The 15,013-nt window shown below is 70.0% G+C and carries 12 protein-coding genes, 1 tRNA gene and 1 pseudogene; 3 read left to right on the top strand and 11 right to left on the bottom strand.

Annotation, left to right across the window (positions count from 1 at the left end; genetic code table 11):
* Positions 1 to 46: 46 nt before the first annotated feature.
* Together AB0B58_RS07005 and trpS are read right to left on the bottom strand one after the other, a co-directional pair.
* Positions 47 to 580: a 2'-5' RNA ligase family protein gene (locus tag AB0B58_RS07005; RefSeq protein WP_360218857.1), complete on the bottom strand. Its 534-nt coding sequence runs from the start codon at positions 578 to 580 to the stop codon at positions 47 to 49.
* A gap of 5 nt (positions 581 to 585) precedes the next feature.
* A complete protein-coding gene (trpS, locus tag AB0B58_RS07000) occupies positions 586 to 1,611 on the bottom strand; it encodes a tryptophan--tRNA ligase (RefSeq protein WP_360218854.1) in 1,026 nt (341 codons plus the stop codon).
* A gap of 152 nt (positions 1,612 to 1,763) precedes the next feature.
* Between trpS and galE the strand changes: the two genes are divergently transcribed.
* Both galE and galK read left to right on the top strand, forming a co-directional pair.
* Complete coding sequence (galE, locus tag AB0B58_RS06995; protein WP_360218851.1) at positions 1,764 to 2,741, top strand: UDP-glucose 4-epimerase GalE; 978 nt, start codon at positions 1,764 to 1,766, stop codon at positions 2,739 to 2,741.
* Positions 2,742 to 2,754: 13 nt separating this feature from the next.
* On the top strand, positions 2,755 to 3,891 hold the full coding sequence (gene galK / locus AB0B58_RS06990) for a galactokinase (RefSeq protein ID WP_360218848.1): 1,137 nt from the start codon (positions 2,755 to 2,757) through the stop codon (positions 3,889 to 3,891).
* Between the two features lie 93 nt (positions 3,892 to 3,984).
* Here the strand turns inward: galK and cysN are convergent, their stop codons facing one another.
* The 9 genes and pseudogenes from cysN to AB0B58_RS06945 form a co-directional block, all read right to left on the bottom strand.
* Positions 3,985 to 5,283, bottom strand: coding sequence for a sulfate adenylyltransferase subunit CysN (cysN, locus tag AB0B58_RS06985; RefSeq protein ID WP_360218845.1), 1,299 nt, complete (start codon positions 5,281 to 5,283; stop codon positions 3,985 to 3,987).
* The gene (gene cysD / locus AB0B58_RS06980; RefSeq protein ID WP_360218842.1) at positions 5,283 to 6,194 is read right to left on the bottom strand and encodes a sulfate adenylyltransferase subunit CysD; all 912 of its coding nucleotides are present in this window, start codon (positions 6,192 to 6,194) and stop codon (positions 5,283 to 5,285) included. The genes cysN and cysD overlap by 1 nt, the downstream gene beginning before the upstream one ends.
* Positions 6,195 to 6,244: 50 nt before the next feature.
* Complete coding sequence (locus tag AB0B58_RS06975; protein ID WP_360218839.1) at positions 6,245 to 7,129, bottom strand: 3'(2'),5'-bisphosphate nucleotidase CysQ; 885 nt, start codon at positions 7,127 to 7,129, stop codon at positions 6,245 to 6,247.
* 21 nt (positions 7,130 to 7,150) lie between these two features.
* Complete coding sequence (locus AB0B58_RS06970) at positions 7,151 to 8,938, bottom strand: sugar transferase (RefSeq protein ID WP_360218836.1); 1,788 nt, start codon at positions 8,936 to 8,938, stop codon at positions 7,151 to 7,153.
* A gap of 135 nt (positions 8,939 to 9,073) precedes the next feature.
* Positions 9,074 to 9,661: an aminoacyl-tRNA hydrolase gene (gene pth / locus AB0B58_RS06965; protein WP_360218833.1), complete on the bottom strand. Its 588-nt coding sequence runs from the start codon at positions 9,659 to 9,661 to the stop codon at positions 9,074 to 9,076.
* A 105-nt stretch (positions 9,662 to 9,766) separates the two neighbouring features.
* Complete coding sequence (locus AB0B58_RS06960; RefSeq protein WP_360218830.1) at positions 9,767 to 10,399, bottom strand: 50S ribosomal protein L25/general stress protein Ctc; 633 nt, start codon at positions 10,397 to 10,399, stop codon at positions 9,767 to 9,769.
* A gap of 314 nt (positions 10,400 to 10,713) precedes the next feature.
* A complete protein-coding gene (locus AB0B58_RS06955) occupies positions 10,714 to 11,694 on the bottom strand; it encodes a ribose-phosphate diphosphokinase (RefSeq protein ID WP_360219850.1) in 981 nt (326 codons plus the stop codon).
* A 168-nt stretch (positions 11,695 to 11,862) separates the two neighbouring features.
* Positions 11,863 to 13,325 (bottom strand): annotated as a pseudogene (gene glmU, locus AB0B58_RS06950) (bifunctional UDP-N-acetylglucosamine diphosphorylase/glucosamine-1-phosphate N-acetyltransferase GlmU); the annotation flags it as partial.
* 72 nt (positions 13,326 to 13,397) lie between these two features.
* Positions 13,398 to 13,468: transfer RNA gene (locus tag AB0B58_RS06945), tRNA-Gln, on the bottom strand.
* Positions 13,469 to 13,900: 432 nt separating this feature from the next.
* On the opposite strand from AB0B58_RS06945, the gene AB0B58_RS06940 reads away from it, so the two are divergent.
* Positions 13,901 to 14,863, top strand: a complete 963-nt coding sequence (locus tag AB0B58_RS06940; protein WP_360218827.1) for an acyl-CoA desaturase — start codon at positions 13,901 to 13,903, stop codon at positions 14,861 to 14,863.
* Positions 14,864 to 15,013: the final 150 nt, after the last annotated feature.

Here is a 15,013-nt window from a genome sequence, read left to right as displayed (position 1 = left end):
AGGCCCGCCCGCGTTTTCCGCGGTCTCGTCCGGCGGGGGAGGCTCGCTAACGCAGGCCGCCCAACGGATAGTCCCGGCGGCGCTGCCACGGGCCCTCGCCGCCGTGTGAGAAGAGGGTGAACGAGCCGACGTCGAAGCGCGCCGAGAAGCCGGCGAGGTCCTCGAACACCGCGTCGAGGGCGTCGCTCGGCACGTCCTGCGCGACGGTGACGTGCGGGTGGTACGGGAACCGGGTGTCGCGGTGTATCCCGTCGGCGGCGGCGATGGCGGCCGCGAGCAGCTCACACTCGCTGATGCCGACGGCCAGGGTCACGAAGACGACCTCGGTGATCGGCCGGAAGGTGCCGGTGCCGCGCAGGTGGATGGTGAAGGGGTCCTGCGCCGAGGCCACCGCCTCGAGGTGCTTCTCGACGGCGGGCAGCGACTCGGTGGAGATCTCGGTCGGACCGAGCAGCGTGACGTGCGCCGGCGTGTATGCGGCCTGCGGATCGCCGGCCTCGCCGCGGCGCCGGGTCAGCTCCGAGCCCCACGGCTCGGGGATGTCGATCGCGACGCCGATGCGCGTCGTGCCCTCGGCCACCTGGGTCAGGCTCCGCGCGAGGGGCTGAGGAAGCCGATGTGCTGGTACGCGCTCGCCAGCGTGACCGCCGAGACGGCGCGCGCCTTGTCGGCGCCGACCGCGAGGATCTTGTCCAGGTAGCCCGGGTCCTCGAGGTAGGCGCGGGTGCGCTCCTGGATCGGCTTGACGAACTCGACCACGATCTCGGCGAGGTCCTTCTTGAGGTCGCCGTAGCCGCGGCCGTCGTACTGCTCGAGCAGTTCGTCTATGGTCCGGCTGGTCAGCGCGGCGTAGATGGTCAGCAGGTTGCTGATGCCCGGCTTGTTCTCCTCGTCGTAGAGGATCTCGCGACCGGTGTCGGTGACCGCCGACTTGATCTTCTTGGCCGAGCGGGCCGGCTCCTCGAGCAGCTCGATGATGCCGTTCGGCGACGACGCGGACTTCGACATCTTCGACGTCGGGTCCTGCAGGTCGGTGATCTTCGCGGTGTCGCGCACGATGTAGGCCGACGGCACGGTGAACGTCGGGCCGAAGCGGGTGTTGAAACGCTGCGCCAGGTCGCGGGTCAGCTCGAGGTGCTGACGCTGGTCCTCGCCGACCGGCACGGCGTCGGCCTGGTAGAGCAGGATGTCCGCCGCCTGCAGGATCGGGTAGGTGAACAGCCCGACGCTTGTGGTGTCGGAGCCCTGCTTCGCCGACTTGTCCTTGAACTGGACCATCCGGCCGGCCTCGCCGAACCCGGTGATGCAGCTCATCACCCAGGCGAGCTGGGCGTGCTCGGGCACGTGTGACTGCACGAACAGGGTGCAGCGTTCGGGGTCCAGACCCAGTGCGAGCAGCTGCGCGACCGAGAGCCGGGTGCGGGCGCGCAGGGCTACCGGGTCGTGCCCCATGGTGATGGCATGCAGGTCGACGACGCAGTAGAAGGCGTCGGCGGTCTCCTGCATCGCGACCCAGTTCCGGACCGCACCGAGATAGTTGCCGAGGTGGAATGAGTCGGCAGTCGGCTGGATGCCGGAGAGCACCCGAGGACGGTGGTCGGCGTCGGACATGAGCGCCATTGTGTCAGTCTCGGCTGGCTTTCCGTCAAACGCCCGGCTACCGATGGTCTGATGTTTGAATCTGTTGACTTATGAGCGTTCTTGGTGGAAAGCTAAGCTAGAGTTTCCGCGTCCGTCAAGCACGCGCTACGAAAGGTCACGACGTGAAACTGCTCGTCACGGGAGGCGCCGGCTACGTCGGCAGCGTCACCAGCCGGCTGCTGCTCGACGCCGGGCACGAGGTCACCGTGCTGGACAACCTCAGCACCGGCTTCCGGGAGGCTGTCGCCCCCGACGCGACCTTCGTGCAGGCCGACATCTCCGAGGCCGGCAGCGTACTGACCCCGGACGCGGGCTTCGACGCCGTGCTGCACTTCGCCGGCCTGATCGCCGCCGGCGAGTCCATGGCCAAGCCGGAGCTGTACTGGGACCACAACGTGGTCCGCTCCCTGGCCCTGCTCGACGCCGTCCGGGCCGCCCGGGTGCCCCGGTTCGTCTTCTCCTCCACCGCCGCCGTCTACGGCAACCCTACCGAGCTGCCGATCACCGAGGGCGCGGTCAAGGCGCCGACCAACACGTACGGCGCGACCAAGCTCACCTTCGACCACGCGCTGACCTCGGAGACGTTCGCGCACGGCCTCGCCGCGGTATCGCTGCGCTACTTCAACGTGGCCGGCGCATTGATCCGCCCCGACGGCACCGCCATCGGCGAGCGACACGACCCGGAGACCCACCTCATCCCGATCGCCCTGCAGGCCGCCGCCGGCAAGCGCGACAAGCTGCAGCTCTTCGGCGACGACTACCCCACCGTCGACGGCACCTGCGTGCGCGACTACATCCACGTACAGGACCTGGCCCGGGCGCACCTGCTGGCGCTCGACGCGGCCACCGGCGGCGAGCACCGGATCTACAACCTCGGCAACGGCAACGGCTTCTCCAACCGGCAGGTCGTCGAGGCCGTCCGCGAGGTCACCGGCGCCGACCTGCCGGTCGAGATCGCGCCGCGCCGCGACGGCGACCCGGCCACCCTGGTCGCGTCCTCGCAGCGGGCCCGCGACGAGCTCGGCTGGGTCCCCGAGAAGAACACCCTGAACGACATGATCGGCGACGCCTGGGCCTTCTACCGCAGCCACGTCGCGTGATCTGATCGTCGCCATGACTGACGCCTCCGCAGCCTTCGCCGCCGCGTTCGCAAGCGAGCCCACCGGCCGTTGGGCGGCGCCCGGGCGGGTCAACCTGATCGGGGAGCACACCGACTACAACGACGGCTTCGTGCTCCCGTTCGCCCTGCAGGAGCGGGTCGTGGCCGCCGCGGCCCCGTCGCCGGTTCCCGGCTGGACGGTGTGCTCGGACTTCGCGCCCCAGCCCGTCACGTTCACCTCCACCGACCTCGGCGCGGTCGAGGGATGGGCGGCGTACGTGGCCGGGGTGGTCTGGGCCCTGCGCGACGCGGGCTTCGAGGTGCCGCCGGCCCGGATCGCGATCTCCTCGGACGTGCCGGTCGGCGCGGGCGTCTCCTCGTCGGCGGCGCTGGAGTCGGCGGTGCTCACGGCGCTGGTGGACCTCGGCGGCCTCGACCTGCCCGTGGCGGCGCGCCCGGCGCTGGCGCAGCGGGCGGAGAACGTCTACGTCGGTGCGCCGACCGGGATCATGGACCAGTCGGCCTCGATCCGCTGCGAGCAGGGCAGTGCGTTGTTCCTGGACTGCCGGTCGCTCGCGGTCGAGCAGATCCCGTTCGACCTCGCGGCCGCCGGCCTGGCCATCCTGATCGTCAACAGCAACGCGCCACACCGGCACGTCGACGGCGAGTACGGTGCCCGCCGCAGATCGTGCGAGGAGGCGGCGCGGATCCTCGGCGTGCCGGCCCTGCGCGACGTGAGCCCGGACGAACTGGACGAGGCGCTCACGAAGCTAGACGACGAGGTGATGCGGCGCCGGGTCCGGCACGTCGTCACCGAGAACCAGCGGGTGCTGGACACCGTGGAGTTGCTGCGCGCGGGACGGATCCGGGAGATCGGCCCGCTCATGACGGCATCGCACGCCTCGATGCGCGACGACTTCGAGATCACGGTCCCGGAGGTCGACGTGGCGGTGCGGGCGGCGCTGGCGGCGGGCGCCTACGGGGCCCGGATGACCGGCGGCGGGTTCGGCGGCTGCGTCCTGGCCCTGATCGACGCGGACCGGGCGCAGGCGACGACGGCGGCGGTGGAACGCGCCTACGCCGAACACGGCTTCACGGCACCGGCGACCTGGTCGGCCACCCCCGGACCGGGCGCCACCCGCCTGGCCTGACCAACAGGACGCCAACCGGCCGTGTGCCCTACCTGAAGACGCGTCACCCCGCCGGGCCGGGAGCCGGGCGGGGTGACGTTTCGATCCGGAGATCTACTGGGCTTCGATGATCATTCCGGCGCCGACCGTGCGGTTGGTCGCCTCGTCGATCAGGATGAAGCCGCCCGTCGTGCGGTTGCGGCGGTACTCGTCGGCCAGCAGCGGGACCGTGGTGCGCAGCTTGACCCGGCCGATCTCGTTCAGGGACAGCTGCGGCGCGCTCTCGTCGCGGTGCAGCGTGTTCACGTCGAGCCGGTACTGCAGGCCGCGGACCACCGTGCGGGCCGAACGGGTCGTGTGCTTGATCGTGTACTTCGCACCCACGCGCAGCGGCGCCGTCTCGTCCATCCAGCAGACCATCGCCTCGACGTCCTGCGCGACCGCCGGGGCGTTGTGCGGCCGGCAGATCATGTCGCCGCGCGAGATGTCGATCTCGTCGGTGAGCCGGACCGTGACCGACATCGGCGGGAACGCCTCGTCGACCGGGCCGTCCGCGGTGTCGATCGCGGCGATCTTGCTGGTCATGCCGGACGGCAGCACCATCACGTCGTCGCCGGGCTTGAGCACGCCCGAGGCGACCTGGCCCGCGTAGCCGCGGTAGTCGGTGACGACGGTGGACTGCGGGCGGATCACGTACTGCACCGGGAAGCGCACGTCGACCAGGTTGCGGTCCGAGGCGATGTGCACGTGCTCCAGGTGGTGCAGCAGCGACGGGCCCTCGTACCACGGGCTCTTCTCCGAGCGGGAGGCGATGTTGTCGCCCTCGAGCGCCGAGACCGGGATGATGGTCAGGTCGGGGATCTCGAGCTTGGCCGCGAACGAGGTGAACTCGTCGGCGATCTTCTCGTAGACCTCGCGGTCCCAGTCGACCAGGTCCATCTTGTTGACGCAGAGCACCAGGTGCGGCACCCGCAGCAGCGAGGTGAGGAACGCGTGCCGGCGGGACTGCTCGACCAGGCCCTTGCGGGCGTCGACCAGGATCAGCGCCAGGTCGGCGGTCGAGGCGCCGGTGACCATGTTCCGGGTGTACTGGATGTGCCCCGGGGTGTCGGCGATGATGAACTTGCGCCGCGGCGTCGCGAAGTAGCGGTACGCCACGTCGATCGTGATGCCCTGTTCCCGCTCCGCGCGCAGCCCGTCGGTGAGCAGCGCCAGGTTGGTGTACTCGTCGCCACGCGCGGCGCTGACCGCCTCGACGGCCTCGAGCTGGTCGGAGAAGAGCGACTTTGTGTCGTAGAGCAGCCGGCCGATCAGGGTCGACTTGCCGTCGTCCACGCTGCCGGCGGTCGCGAACCGCAGCAGGTCCATGCTGCGGGCGGCAGCCTCGTCGGACTCCAGAACTGCCTGACTCATCAGAAGTAGCCTTCCCGCTTGCGGTCTTCCATCGCGGCCTCGCTGACCTTGTCGTCGCCCCGGGTGGCGCCGCGCTCGGTGATCCTGGTCGCCGCCACCTCGTCGATGACCTTCTCGACCGTGTCGGCGTCGGAGAGCACCGCGGCGGTCTGCGACGCGTCGCCGACCGTGCGGTAGCGCACCGTGCGGGTCTCGACCTTCTCGCCGGCCCGCGGGACGATGAACTCGTTGACCGCGTAGAACATTCCGTCGCGCTCGACGACCTCGCGGTCGTGCGCGTAGTAGATGCTCGGCAACGAGAGCCGTTCCTTGGCGATGTAGTGCCACACGTCCAGCTCGGTCCAGTTCGAGAGCGGGAACACGCGGATCGACTCGCCGGGGTGGTGCCGGCCGTTGTACAGCGACCACAGCTCGGGGCGCTGGTTCTTCGGGTCCCACTGGCCGAACTCGTCGCGGAAGCTGAACATCCGCTCCTTGGCCCGGGCCTTCTCCTCGTCGCGGCGGGCGCCGCCGAAGAGCGCGTCGAAGCGGTACTTCTCCACCGCCGCGAGCAGCACCGGGGTCTGGATCCGGTTGCGGGTGCCGTCGGGCAGCTCGCGGACCAGGCCGGAGTCGATGGACTCCTGCACGCTGGCGACGACCAGGTTCAGCCCCAGTTCGGTGACCCGGGCGTCGCGGTACTCCAGGACCTCGGGGAAGTTGTGGCCGGTATCGACGTGCATGACCGGGAACGGTATGCGCGCCGGCGCGAACGCCTTCTCCGCGAGGCGCAGCATGACGATCGAGTCCTTGCCGCCGGAGAAGAGCAGCACCGGGCGCTCGAACTCCGCCATGACCTCACGCATGACGAAGACGCTCTCGGCCTCGAGAGCGTCGAGATGCGAGACGCGGTATGGCTTTGTCTGGCTCATCGGTTCCAGACCTTTCGGGTGTCGGCCGAGCTGTTTGCGCGGGGGTCAGGTTACGGGAGGTGACGCTGCAACGCTGCAAGCAACCGGGGAGCGAGATCCTTACGACAGACCACCAGATCCGGCAACTTAGGATCGGCCTGGTTGTATTTCAACGCAGTCCCGTCGATTCGGGAAGCATGTAGTCCAGTGGCCGACGCCACAGCCACCGGGGCGGCGCTGTCCCACTCGTACTGCCCGCCCGCGTGTACGTACGCGTCGGCCTCGCCGTTGATCACCGCGGCGATCTTCACCCCGGCCGATCCCATCGGCACCAGCTCGGCGCCGATGTCCTCGGCGAGGGCGGTGACGAAGGCCGGCGGCCGGGTGCGGCTGGCGGCGATCCGGATCGGCCCGCCGGTCGCGGCCTCCAGCGGCAGCGGCGGGTACGCGGGCGGCACGTCGGTGGCGAGCGTGCGGTGCCGGGCCGGCATCGCGACGGCACCCGCGGACAGGCAGTTCGGGCGCGAACAGTCGGCGGTCCAGAGCGCCACGTGCACGGCCCAGTCGGTGCGGCCCTCCTCGGAGAACTCCCGGGTGCCGTCGAGCGGGTCGACGATCCAGACCCGGGAGGCGTCGAGCCGGTCGGGACGGGCGGCGTGCTCGCCGCTCTGCCACGCGATGCGGGAGTGGTCGTCCTCCTCCGACAGCACCGCGTCGGCGGGACGCCAGCGGGCCAGCTCGGTACGCAGCAGCTCGTGCGCGGCCTTGTCACCGGCGGCCTTGAGCGCCGCGCCGTCGGCGTACCCCATCTCGTCGCGGACCCGGAGCAGCACCTGGCCGGCGCGGTCCGCCAGCCAGCGCGCGAACGCCGCGTCGATGACCGGCGGCGTGCCGCCGTCGGCGACCGGGTCGCGCTGACCGGTAACGCGCGCCGACGTCCTTGTCTGCTCGCCCATCGTCTCGCCTCTCATAGATGATCAGTACGCTCCAGATGAGCGAACAACCGCCGTCATGGTCCGCAAAAGGATCACCAGGTCCAAGCTGAGCGACCAGTTCTCCACATAGCGCAGGTCCAGCCTGACCGCCTCCTCCCAGGGCAGGTCCGATCGCCCGGAAACCTGCCAAAGGCCCGTCATGCCCGGCTTGACCGCGAGCCGGCGGCGCACGTCGTCGGCGTATGCGGCCACCTCCTCCGGCAGCGGCGGCCGCGGGCCGACCAGCGACATCCGCCCGGAGACGACGTTGAGCAGCTGGGGGAGTTCGTCCAGGGAGAGCCGGCGCAGCCACCGGCCCACCGGGGTCACGCGCGGATCGTCACGGATTTTGAAGAGCACACCGTCGTGCTCGTTGAGATGCCGGAGCTCGGCCAGCCGGGCCTCGGCATCGACGTACATGCTGCGGAACTTGAAAATGCGGAACTCGGACCCGTCACGCCCGACCCGCACCTGCCGAAAGAGTACCGGCCCGCGTGATGTCAACCGGACGCAGAGTGCGACGGCTAACAGCAGCGGGCCGAAGACGATGAGCAGGGCGAGGGCGCCGAAGCGATCGAAGAGGTCCTTCACGATGCGCGCGCCGCCGTGCAGCCGCGGGTGCTCGACGTGCAGCATCGGCAGGCCGTCGAACGGCCGGATCGTGGTTCGCGCGCCGGCCACGTCGACGAGCGCGCTGGCGACGACCAGGTCCACCTCGTCGCGCTCGAGGCGCCAGGCCAGCCGGCGCAGCGCGGTGCCGTCCAGCTCCGGGCAGCTCAGCACGACCACGGTGTCCGCGTCCGCGAGGTCGACCGCGCTCGCGACGTCGTCGAAGGTGCCGAAGACCGGCAGGTCGATCACGCCGTCGTGGTCCGGCGGCAGACACGCGCCGACCACCTCCAGGCCGTGGTACTTCTCCCGGCGCAGCTGACGGGCCGTACCGATGACCGACAGTTCGTGCCCGACCACCAGCACCCGACGCAGGCTCTCCCCCCGGGCCCGGGACATGTGCAGCCGCTTGCGCAGGACGAACCGCAGCACCACGGCGGCGCCGATCGCGGTCGGGAGCGCGACGAGCACGTAGGAGCGCGCCAGGTCCAGATCGAGCGCGTACGAGAAGACGGCCACCCCGGCGATCAGGCCGACGCCACCCCGGAGCACCCGCTGGTATTCGTCGGTGCCGACGAACAGGAACCGGCGCTCGTACGCCCGGCTCACCACCAGCACCGCCAGCAGCACCACCGGCAACAACGCCGACAGCAGCAGGTACCAGCGGTTGTAGGTGGTCACCTCGTCGCCGAAGCGCAGCCCGAACGTCACCCCGCCCGCCGCGATACCCGCCAGCAGATCGCAGGCGACGAGGGTGCGCACGTACCGCCGCTCCCAGCGCTGACGCCGGGACATCGCCGCATGGCGGCCGCGGACCCGGACGAAGGGCCGGGCGGCCGGCCGCGCGGCGGACGACCGGTTGGGCTCGGGCGACCACAGCCGCTCGATGGCCCGGTTGCGGGCCTGCTCGGCCAGGATGAGCCCGCCCGCGCCGGCCAGCGGCGCGGCGTTGTCGACGGCCTCGCCACCGAGCCGCGACGGCAACACGACCTTGGCGTTGCGGGACCGGTTCTGCAACGGCCGGTGCGCGTGCGGGCCGCGGTTGGTAGGCGGATGGTTGGCCAGGCCGTGACTGTCGGGGTACTGCTCCGCCTGCTGGACGTCGCGTACCTGCACCGTCGGGAGCAGCACCGTCGGCTCGCTCAAAGCCGCCTCGTGGCCCTCGGACAGGTCCTGTTGCACCCGAACCTCCCCCGCACCGCACGTGTCCGCACCGTTTCGGTGCGCTACGTGACCAACGCGCCAACCCGGGCGGCGTCACGGTTCGAAAGGCGGACAAGACGGATGAAAGGATCTATCCGTTTTGCCATCTTTACATCAGCTTCCGTGGTATTTGTTCTGCGCCCACTCCACGCCCTCGAGCACTACCGCCTCCACCACGTCGGCGGCCCGGTCGACCAGGAAATCCAGCTCCTTGCGCTCCGCACCGGAGAAGTCCGAGAGCACGTAGTCCGCCGGATCCTGCCGCCCCGGCGGGCGGCCGATACCGACGCGGACCCGCGCGTACTCCTTGCCGCCCAGCGATCTCGACATCGAGCGCAACCCGTTGTGGCCGCCCTCGCCGCCGCCGCGCTTCGCCCGCACCTGCCCGTACGGCACGTCCAGCTCGTCGTGGACGGCGATCACGTTCTCCAGCGGCACCTTGTAGAACTGGCTCAGCGCCGCGACCGGGGCGCCCGCCAGGTTCATGAACGTCAACGGCTTGGCCAGGATCAGCTTCGGCCCGCCGAAGCCCAGCCGGCCCTCCGCCGCCTCCGCCACCGCGCGCTTGTGCCGGCCGAATTTGCCGCCCACCCGCGACCCCAGCAGGTCGGCCACCATGAACCCCACGTTGTGCCGGTTGCCGGCGTACTCCCGCCCGGGGTTACCCAGGCCGACCACCAGCCACGGTGCGTCGTCGGTCATCTGCCGCGCCTCCTCTGTCGGCCCTTGCGGTCGGTCAAGACCCCGCACTACGAAAAGAGGGAAAGTGCCGGTCGGCACTTTCCCTGCAGATCGCGGTTCTTCGGGTCAGGAAGCGGATTCCCCGGAAGCCTCGGTCTCGGCGGCCGGGGCCTCGGCGGCCTCGCCGGTGTCGCCCTCGAGCTGCTCGGCGGTCTGCGCCGCGGACACGATCGCCAGCACGAAATCGGGGTCGACGGCGAGCTCGGTGCCCTTCGGCAGCGTCACGTCACCGGCGGTGACCTGCGAACCGGCCTCCAGGCCCTCGATCGAGACCTCGAAGCCGCTCGGCAGGTGCATCGCCTCGGCGACCACGGCCAGCGTGTTCGACTCGTTGACGACCAGGGTGTTGCGGGCGGCCTCGCCGACCAGCGTCACCGGGACGTCGACCTGGACCTTCTCGCCACGCTTGACGATGATCAGGTCCACGTGCTCGTAGGTGTCCTTGATCGGGTCACGCTGGATCGCCTTCGGCAGGGCGAGCGTCGCGCCCGTGCCACCGACGACGTCGATCGTGAAGACCTGGTTGAGGCCGCCGTGGCGGATCGCCGCGGCGAACTCACGGGCGGGAAGCGCGATGTGGACGGGGGCTTCGCCGTGGCCGTACAGCACGGCGGGCACGAGGCCGGCCCGGCGCGTGCGGCGGGCACCACCCTTGCCGAACTCGGTACGGGGCTCGGCGCTGATCTTTACCTCGGACACGGGGAAACTCCTGAAAACGTTGGAACGGGCGGCGTGAAAGTCGGCGTGCTGCGGGCAATCGGCGCTCGGCGAAGGGGGCGCGCGGGCACAGGCCCGGAGCACCGCGTCGATCACGGTGCCTCAAGCGAACTCCGCAGAATTGCAGCAGACCGCGTGGCACCCTCGCCGTGGCAACCGCACCAGCTTACCTGTCGCGTTGACAGGGAAACCGGCGGGTCCGGTCGGATCACCCTCCCTGTGAAAATTTCACTCGGAAGATGCAACTTGCATGCCCAGCTCAGCGCCGTTGCGGGCGCCCAGGAGCTGGGCCGGGATCAGCTCAGGCCACCGAAGAGCGTGGTCACCGAACCGTCGTCGAAAACCTCCCGGATCGCCCGGGCCAGCAGCGGGGCGATCGACAAAACAGTGATCTTGTCGAGCTGCTTCTCCGGCGGCAGCGGCAACGTGTTCGTCACCACGAGCTCGCTGATCCGGCTGTTCTTGAGTCGTTCGGTCGCCGGATCCGACAGCAACGCGTGCGTGGAAGCGACGATCACGTCGGCGGCACCCGAGTCGAACAGGATGTCCGCCGCCTTACAGATGGTCCCACCAGTATCGATCATGTCGTCGACGATCAGGCAGACCCGGCCCTCGACCTCACCGACAACGCGGTTCGCCACCACCTGGTTCGGCTTCAGCGGATCGCGCGTCTTGTGGATGAAAGCCAGCGGGCAGCCGCCCAGCCGGTCCGTCCAGCGCTCCGCCACCCGCACCCGGCCCGAGTCCGGCGCCACGACCGTCATCGGCCGGCCCTCGAACTTCTGCATCACGTGCTCGGCGAGGATGTCCATCGCGAACAGGTGGTCCACCGGGCCGTCGAAGAAGCCCTGGATCTGCGCGGTGTGCAGGTCGACCGTCAGGATCCGGTCGGCACCCGCGGTCTTCAACAGGTCCGCGACCAGCCGGGCCGAGATCGGCTCCCGGCCGCGGTGCTTCTTGTCCTGCCGCGAATACGGATAGAACGGCAGCACCACCGTGATCCGCTTCGCGGACCCGCGCTTCAGCGCGTCGACCATGATCAGGGTCTCCATGACCCACCGGTTCACGCCCTCGGTGACCGACTGGACGACGAACGCGTCCGAGCCCCGCACCGAGTCCTTGAACCGGACGAAGATCTCGCCGTTGGCGAACTCATACGAATCCGACGGGGTCGGCGCGACGCCGAGCACCTGTCCGATCTCCTCCGCCAGCTCCGGGAAGCCCTGGCCGGAGAAAAGCATCAAACTCTTACGGTTCTCCGCGACGATGCTGCCCATCGGCTCGTCCGCTCCCGTGCAATCGAGGGGGTTGTCACCTGAAGTATTACCCGGAGCCTTCCCGGCGCCACGTGACGGATCCAGGGCGTGGGATGCCTCACCCCAGCTTGCGCCGACCGGGGCGAGTCCTGCTTGGTTTGCCGCCACGTGGGGCGCAAGCCGGGCAACGCTCAGGCGCCGGCGTCCCCGGCCGGCGGCTCCTCGGACCGCGCCGCGGCCTCCGCCGAGACGGTTCCCGGCCGCTGACGCGCCGTCCACCCCTCGACGTTGCGCTGCGGCGCCCGGGTGACACCCAGATTGCCCGCGGGCACGTCCTTCTGGATGGCGCTGCCCGCCGCCACGTACGCGCCCGGACCGATCTCCACCGGCGCGATCAGCACGGTGTCGCTGCCGACGAAGGCGGCCTCGCCGACGATGGTGTGGTTCTTGTTCACCCCGTCGTAGTTCGCGAAGATCGTGCCCGCGCCGATGTTCGCCTTCGGCCCGATCGTCGCGTCGCCCACATACGTCAGGTGCGGCACCTTCGCGCCAGCGCCGAGCTCGGCGTTCTTGGCCTCGACGAAGCCGCCGATCTTCGCCTTGCGGCCCAGCCGGGTGCCCGGCCGCAGGAAGGAGTACGGGCCGACGGTGGCGTCCGGGCCGACCTGCGCGCCGATCGACTGCGTCCGCAGCACCGTCGCGCCGGTCGCCACCACGGTGTCGATAAGCGTCGTGTCCGGCCCGATCACCGCGCCGGTCGCGACCGACGTCGAACCCTGTAGCTGCGAATTCTGATCGATGACGGCGTCCGGCTCGAGCTCGACGGTCACGTCGATCCAGGTGGTCGCGGGATCGAGGATCGAGACACCGGCCCGCATCCAGGCGGTGTTGACCCGGTCCCGCAGCAGCGCGCGCAAACGCGCCAGCTCGGCCCGGTCGTTGCACCCGAGCGTCTCCAGGGCGTCGGCGGCCACGTAGACACCGACCGGGTGCCCGACGGCGGCGAGCAGGCCGAACACGTCGGTCAGGTACTCCTCGCCCTGGTCGTTGTCCGTCGAGAGCTTGCCCAGCGCCTCGCGCAGCAGCGCGGCGTCGAAGGCGTAGATCCCGGCGTTGATCTCACGGACCGCCCGCTCCTCGGCGGAGGCGTCCCGCTCCTCGACGATGCGCTCGAGGTTGCCGTCGCCGTCCCGCACGATCCGCCCCAGCCCGGCCGGATCCGGCACCTCGGCGGCGAGCACCGTGGCGCCCCGACTGGTGGACTCGTGCGCGGCGACCAGCGCCTCGACCGTCTCCGGGCGCAGCAGCGGCACGTCGGCGTTGAGCACGACGACGGTGCCGGAGGCCTCCGGAATGGCGTCGAGGGCGATCCTGACCGCGTGCCCGGTGCCGTTCTGCTCGGCCTGCAGGACCGGGGTGGCACCCGGGGCGATCTCGGTGAGGTGCGCGCGGACCTGGTCGGCCTTGTGGCCGACGACGACGACGGTGCGGGAGGCCCGCGCGGCAGCGGCGGCGTGCAGAACGTGGCCGAGCAGCGTGCGGCCGAGCAGCGGGTGCAACATCTTGGGCGTTGCGGACTTCATCCGCTTGCCCTCACCGGCGGCGAGAACGACGACGGTACGGCTCTGGGCCTGGCTCACGCGGGACTCCATTGATCGCAGTGGCTATGCATGATCACAGTGACGTGCAGAACGGCGGCGTCGGCTCAGCCGCGGACAGAGAAGCTCCCGAGAGAGGATTCGAACCCCTATAATCACCACCAAAGGGTGACGTCCTGCCCTTAGACGACTCGGGAGGGCAAGGCGGACATAACCACGGGGTCATGTTCGCGGGCTACATCGTAACCTCTTCGATCGAATCGGTCTCGGCGGCAATCCCACCCATCAAGACCTCCGCCCTCCCGCACGCCGTCGAGTGTCTGGCACGTCCTCCACCACCGGACGGCCCCCGACAAGGTTCTCCGACATTGCGCCGAACCGTGGACGGATTGTGCGTCTTCTTCGGACGGGCGACGAAATCGCGAACGAACGTGCGGCGCGAAGGCGGCCGGACGCTTCAGGTCGTCACCGACGCCGCCGATGGTCCCGGAAGGCCCGAGCGAGGTCAGAAAGCGGGACCGGCCGAACTTCCGACACTCTGCGTCGACCACTTACGGTTCCGTAGGTTACGGTGACGTAGGCGTAAGTTATCGAACTCTCCCCCCGTGTTCCCACCTTTGTGAGGTGCCATGACTTCCGTACTCACCGGGCAGACGGCCGCCACCGGCCCCAAGCCGCTGACCGAAGGCCCGCAGAGCCGCGGCGTTCTGATCGCCCTCTACGGCTTCGTGATCGTCCCGTTCCTCGCGGTCTTCGCGGCCGTGCCCGTCGCCTGGGGTGGCTGGCTGAACTGGTCCGACGTCGCCATCGGCGCGGTCTTCTACCTCTTCTCCGGCCTGGGGATCACGGTCGGCTTCCACCGCTACTTCACCCACGGCAGCTTCAAGGCCAAGCGCTGGCTGCGGGTCACCCTGGCGATCGCCGGCTCGCTGGCGATCGAGGGCGGGATCGTCCAGTGGGTCGCCGACCACCGCCGCCACCACGCCTTCTCCGACCTGGAGGGCGACCCACACTCGCCGTGGCGCTTCGGCACCGGCTTCTGGGCGCTGACCAAGGGCCTCTGGTATGCACACCTGGGCTGGCTGTTCAAGCGCGAGCTCTCCAACCGCGAGCGCTTCGCCCCAGACCTGCTCGCCGACTCCGACATCCGCCGCGTCGACACCCTCTTCCCGCTCTGGGTGACCATCTCCACCCTGGGCCCGGCGCTGCTCGGCGGCCTGATCACCATGTCCTGGCAGGGCGCGCTCACCGCGTTCTTCTGGGCCGGCATCGTGCGCATCGGCCTGCTGCACCACATCACCTGGTCGATCAACTCGGTCTGCCACGTGTACGGCGAGCGGCCGTTCGAGGTCCGCGACGGCGACAAGGCCGCCAACTTCTGGCCGCTGGCGATCGTGTCCTTCGGCGAGTCCTGGCACAACCTGCACCACGCCGACCCGACCTGCGCCCGGCACGGCGTGCTGCGCGGTCAGATCGACCTCTCGGCCCGGGTCATCTGGCTCTTCGAGAAGACCGGCGCGGCGTACGCGGTCCGCTGGCCGAAGCCGGAGCGCGTCGCCGCCAAGCTGGCGAAGGCAGACTCCCCGGCGTGATCGACTGCACCGCGGCGAAGCAAGGGCCAGGAGAGCACGCCAAGGAAGGCACAGCGTGATCGACTGCACCGCGGCGAAGCAAGGGCCAGGAGAGCACGCCAAGGAAGGCACAGCGTGATCGACTGCACCGCGGCGAAGCAAGGGCCAGGT

This window comes from Actinoplanes sp. NPDC049118 (assembly GCF_040648555.1).
Lineage (GTDB): Bacteria > Actinomycetota > Actinomycetes > Mycobacteriales > Micromonosporaceae > Actinoplanes.
Note: the sequence above shows the minus strand (reverse complement) of the source record. Positions and strands in the feature narration are given on the sequence as shown.

Bases quoted from the DNA above. Each gene is read 5' to 3' on its own strand.
- trpS (WP_360218854.1), bottom strand. From the start codon at position 1,611: ATGTCCGACGCCGACCACCGTCCTCGGGTGCTCTCCGGCATCCAGCCG.
- galK (WP_360218848.1), top strand. From the start codon at position 2,755: ATGACTGACGCCTCCGCAGCCTTCGCCGCCGCGTTCGCAAGCGAGCCC.
- cysN (WP_360218845.1), bottom strand. From the start codon at position 5,283: ATGAGTCAGGCAGTTCTGGAGTCCGACGAGGCTGCCGCCCGCAGCATG.
- cysD (WP_360218842.1), bottom strand. From the start codon at position 6,194: ATGAGCCAGACAAAGCCATACCGCGTCTCGCATCTCGACGCTCTCGAG.
- AB0B58_RS06975 (WP_360218839.1), bottom strand. From the start codon at position 7,129: ATGGGCGAGCAGACAAGGACGTCGGCGCGCGTTACCGGTCAGCGCGAC.
- pth (WP_360218833.1), bottom strand. From the start codon at position 9,661: ATGACCGACGACGCACCGTGGCTGGTGGTCGGCCTGGGTAACCCCGGG.
- AB0B58_RS06955 (WP_360219850.1), bottom strand. From the start codon at position 11,694: ATGGGCAGCATCGTCGCGGAGAACCGTAAGAGTTTGATGCTTTTCTCC.
- AB0B58_RS06940 (WP_360218827.1), top strand. From the start codon at position 13,901: ATGACTTCCGTACTCACCGGGCAGACGGCCGCCACCGGCCCCAAGCCG.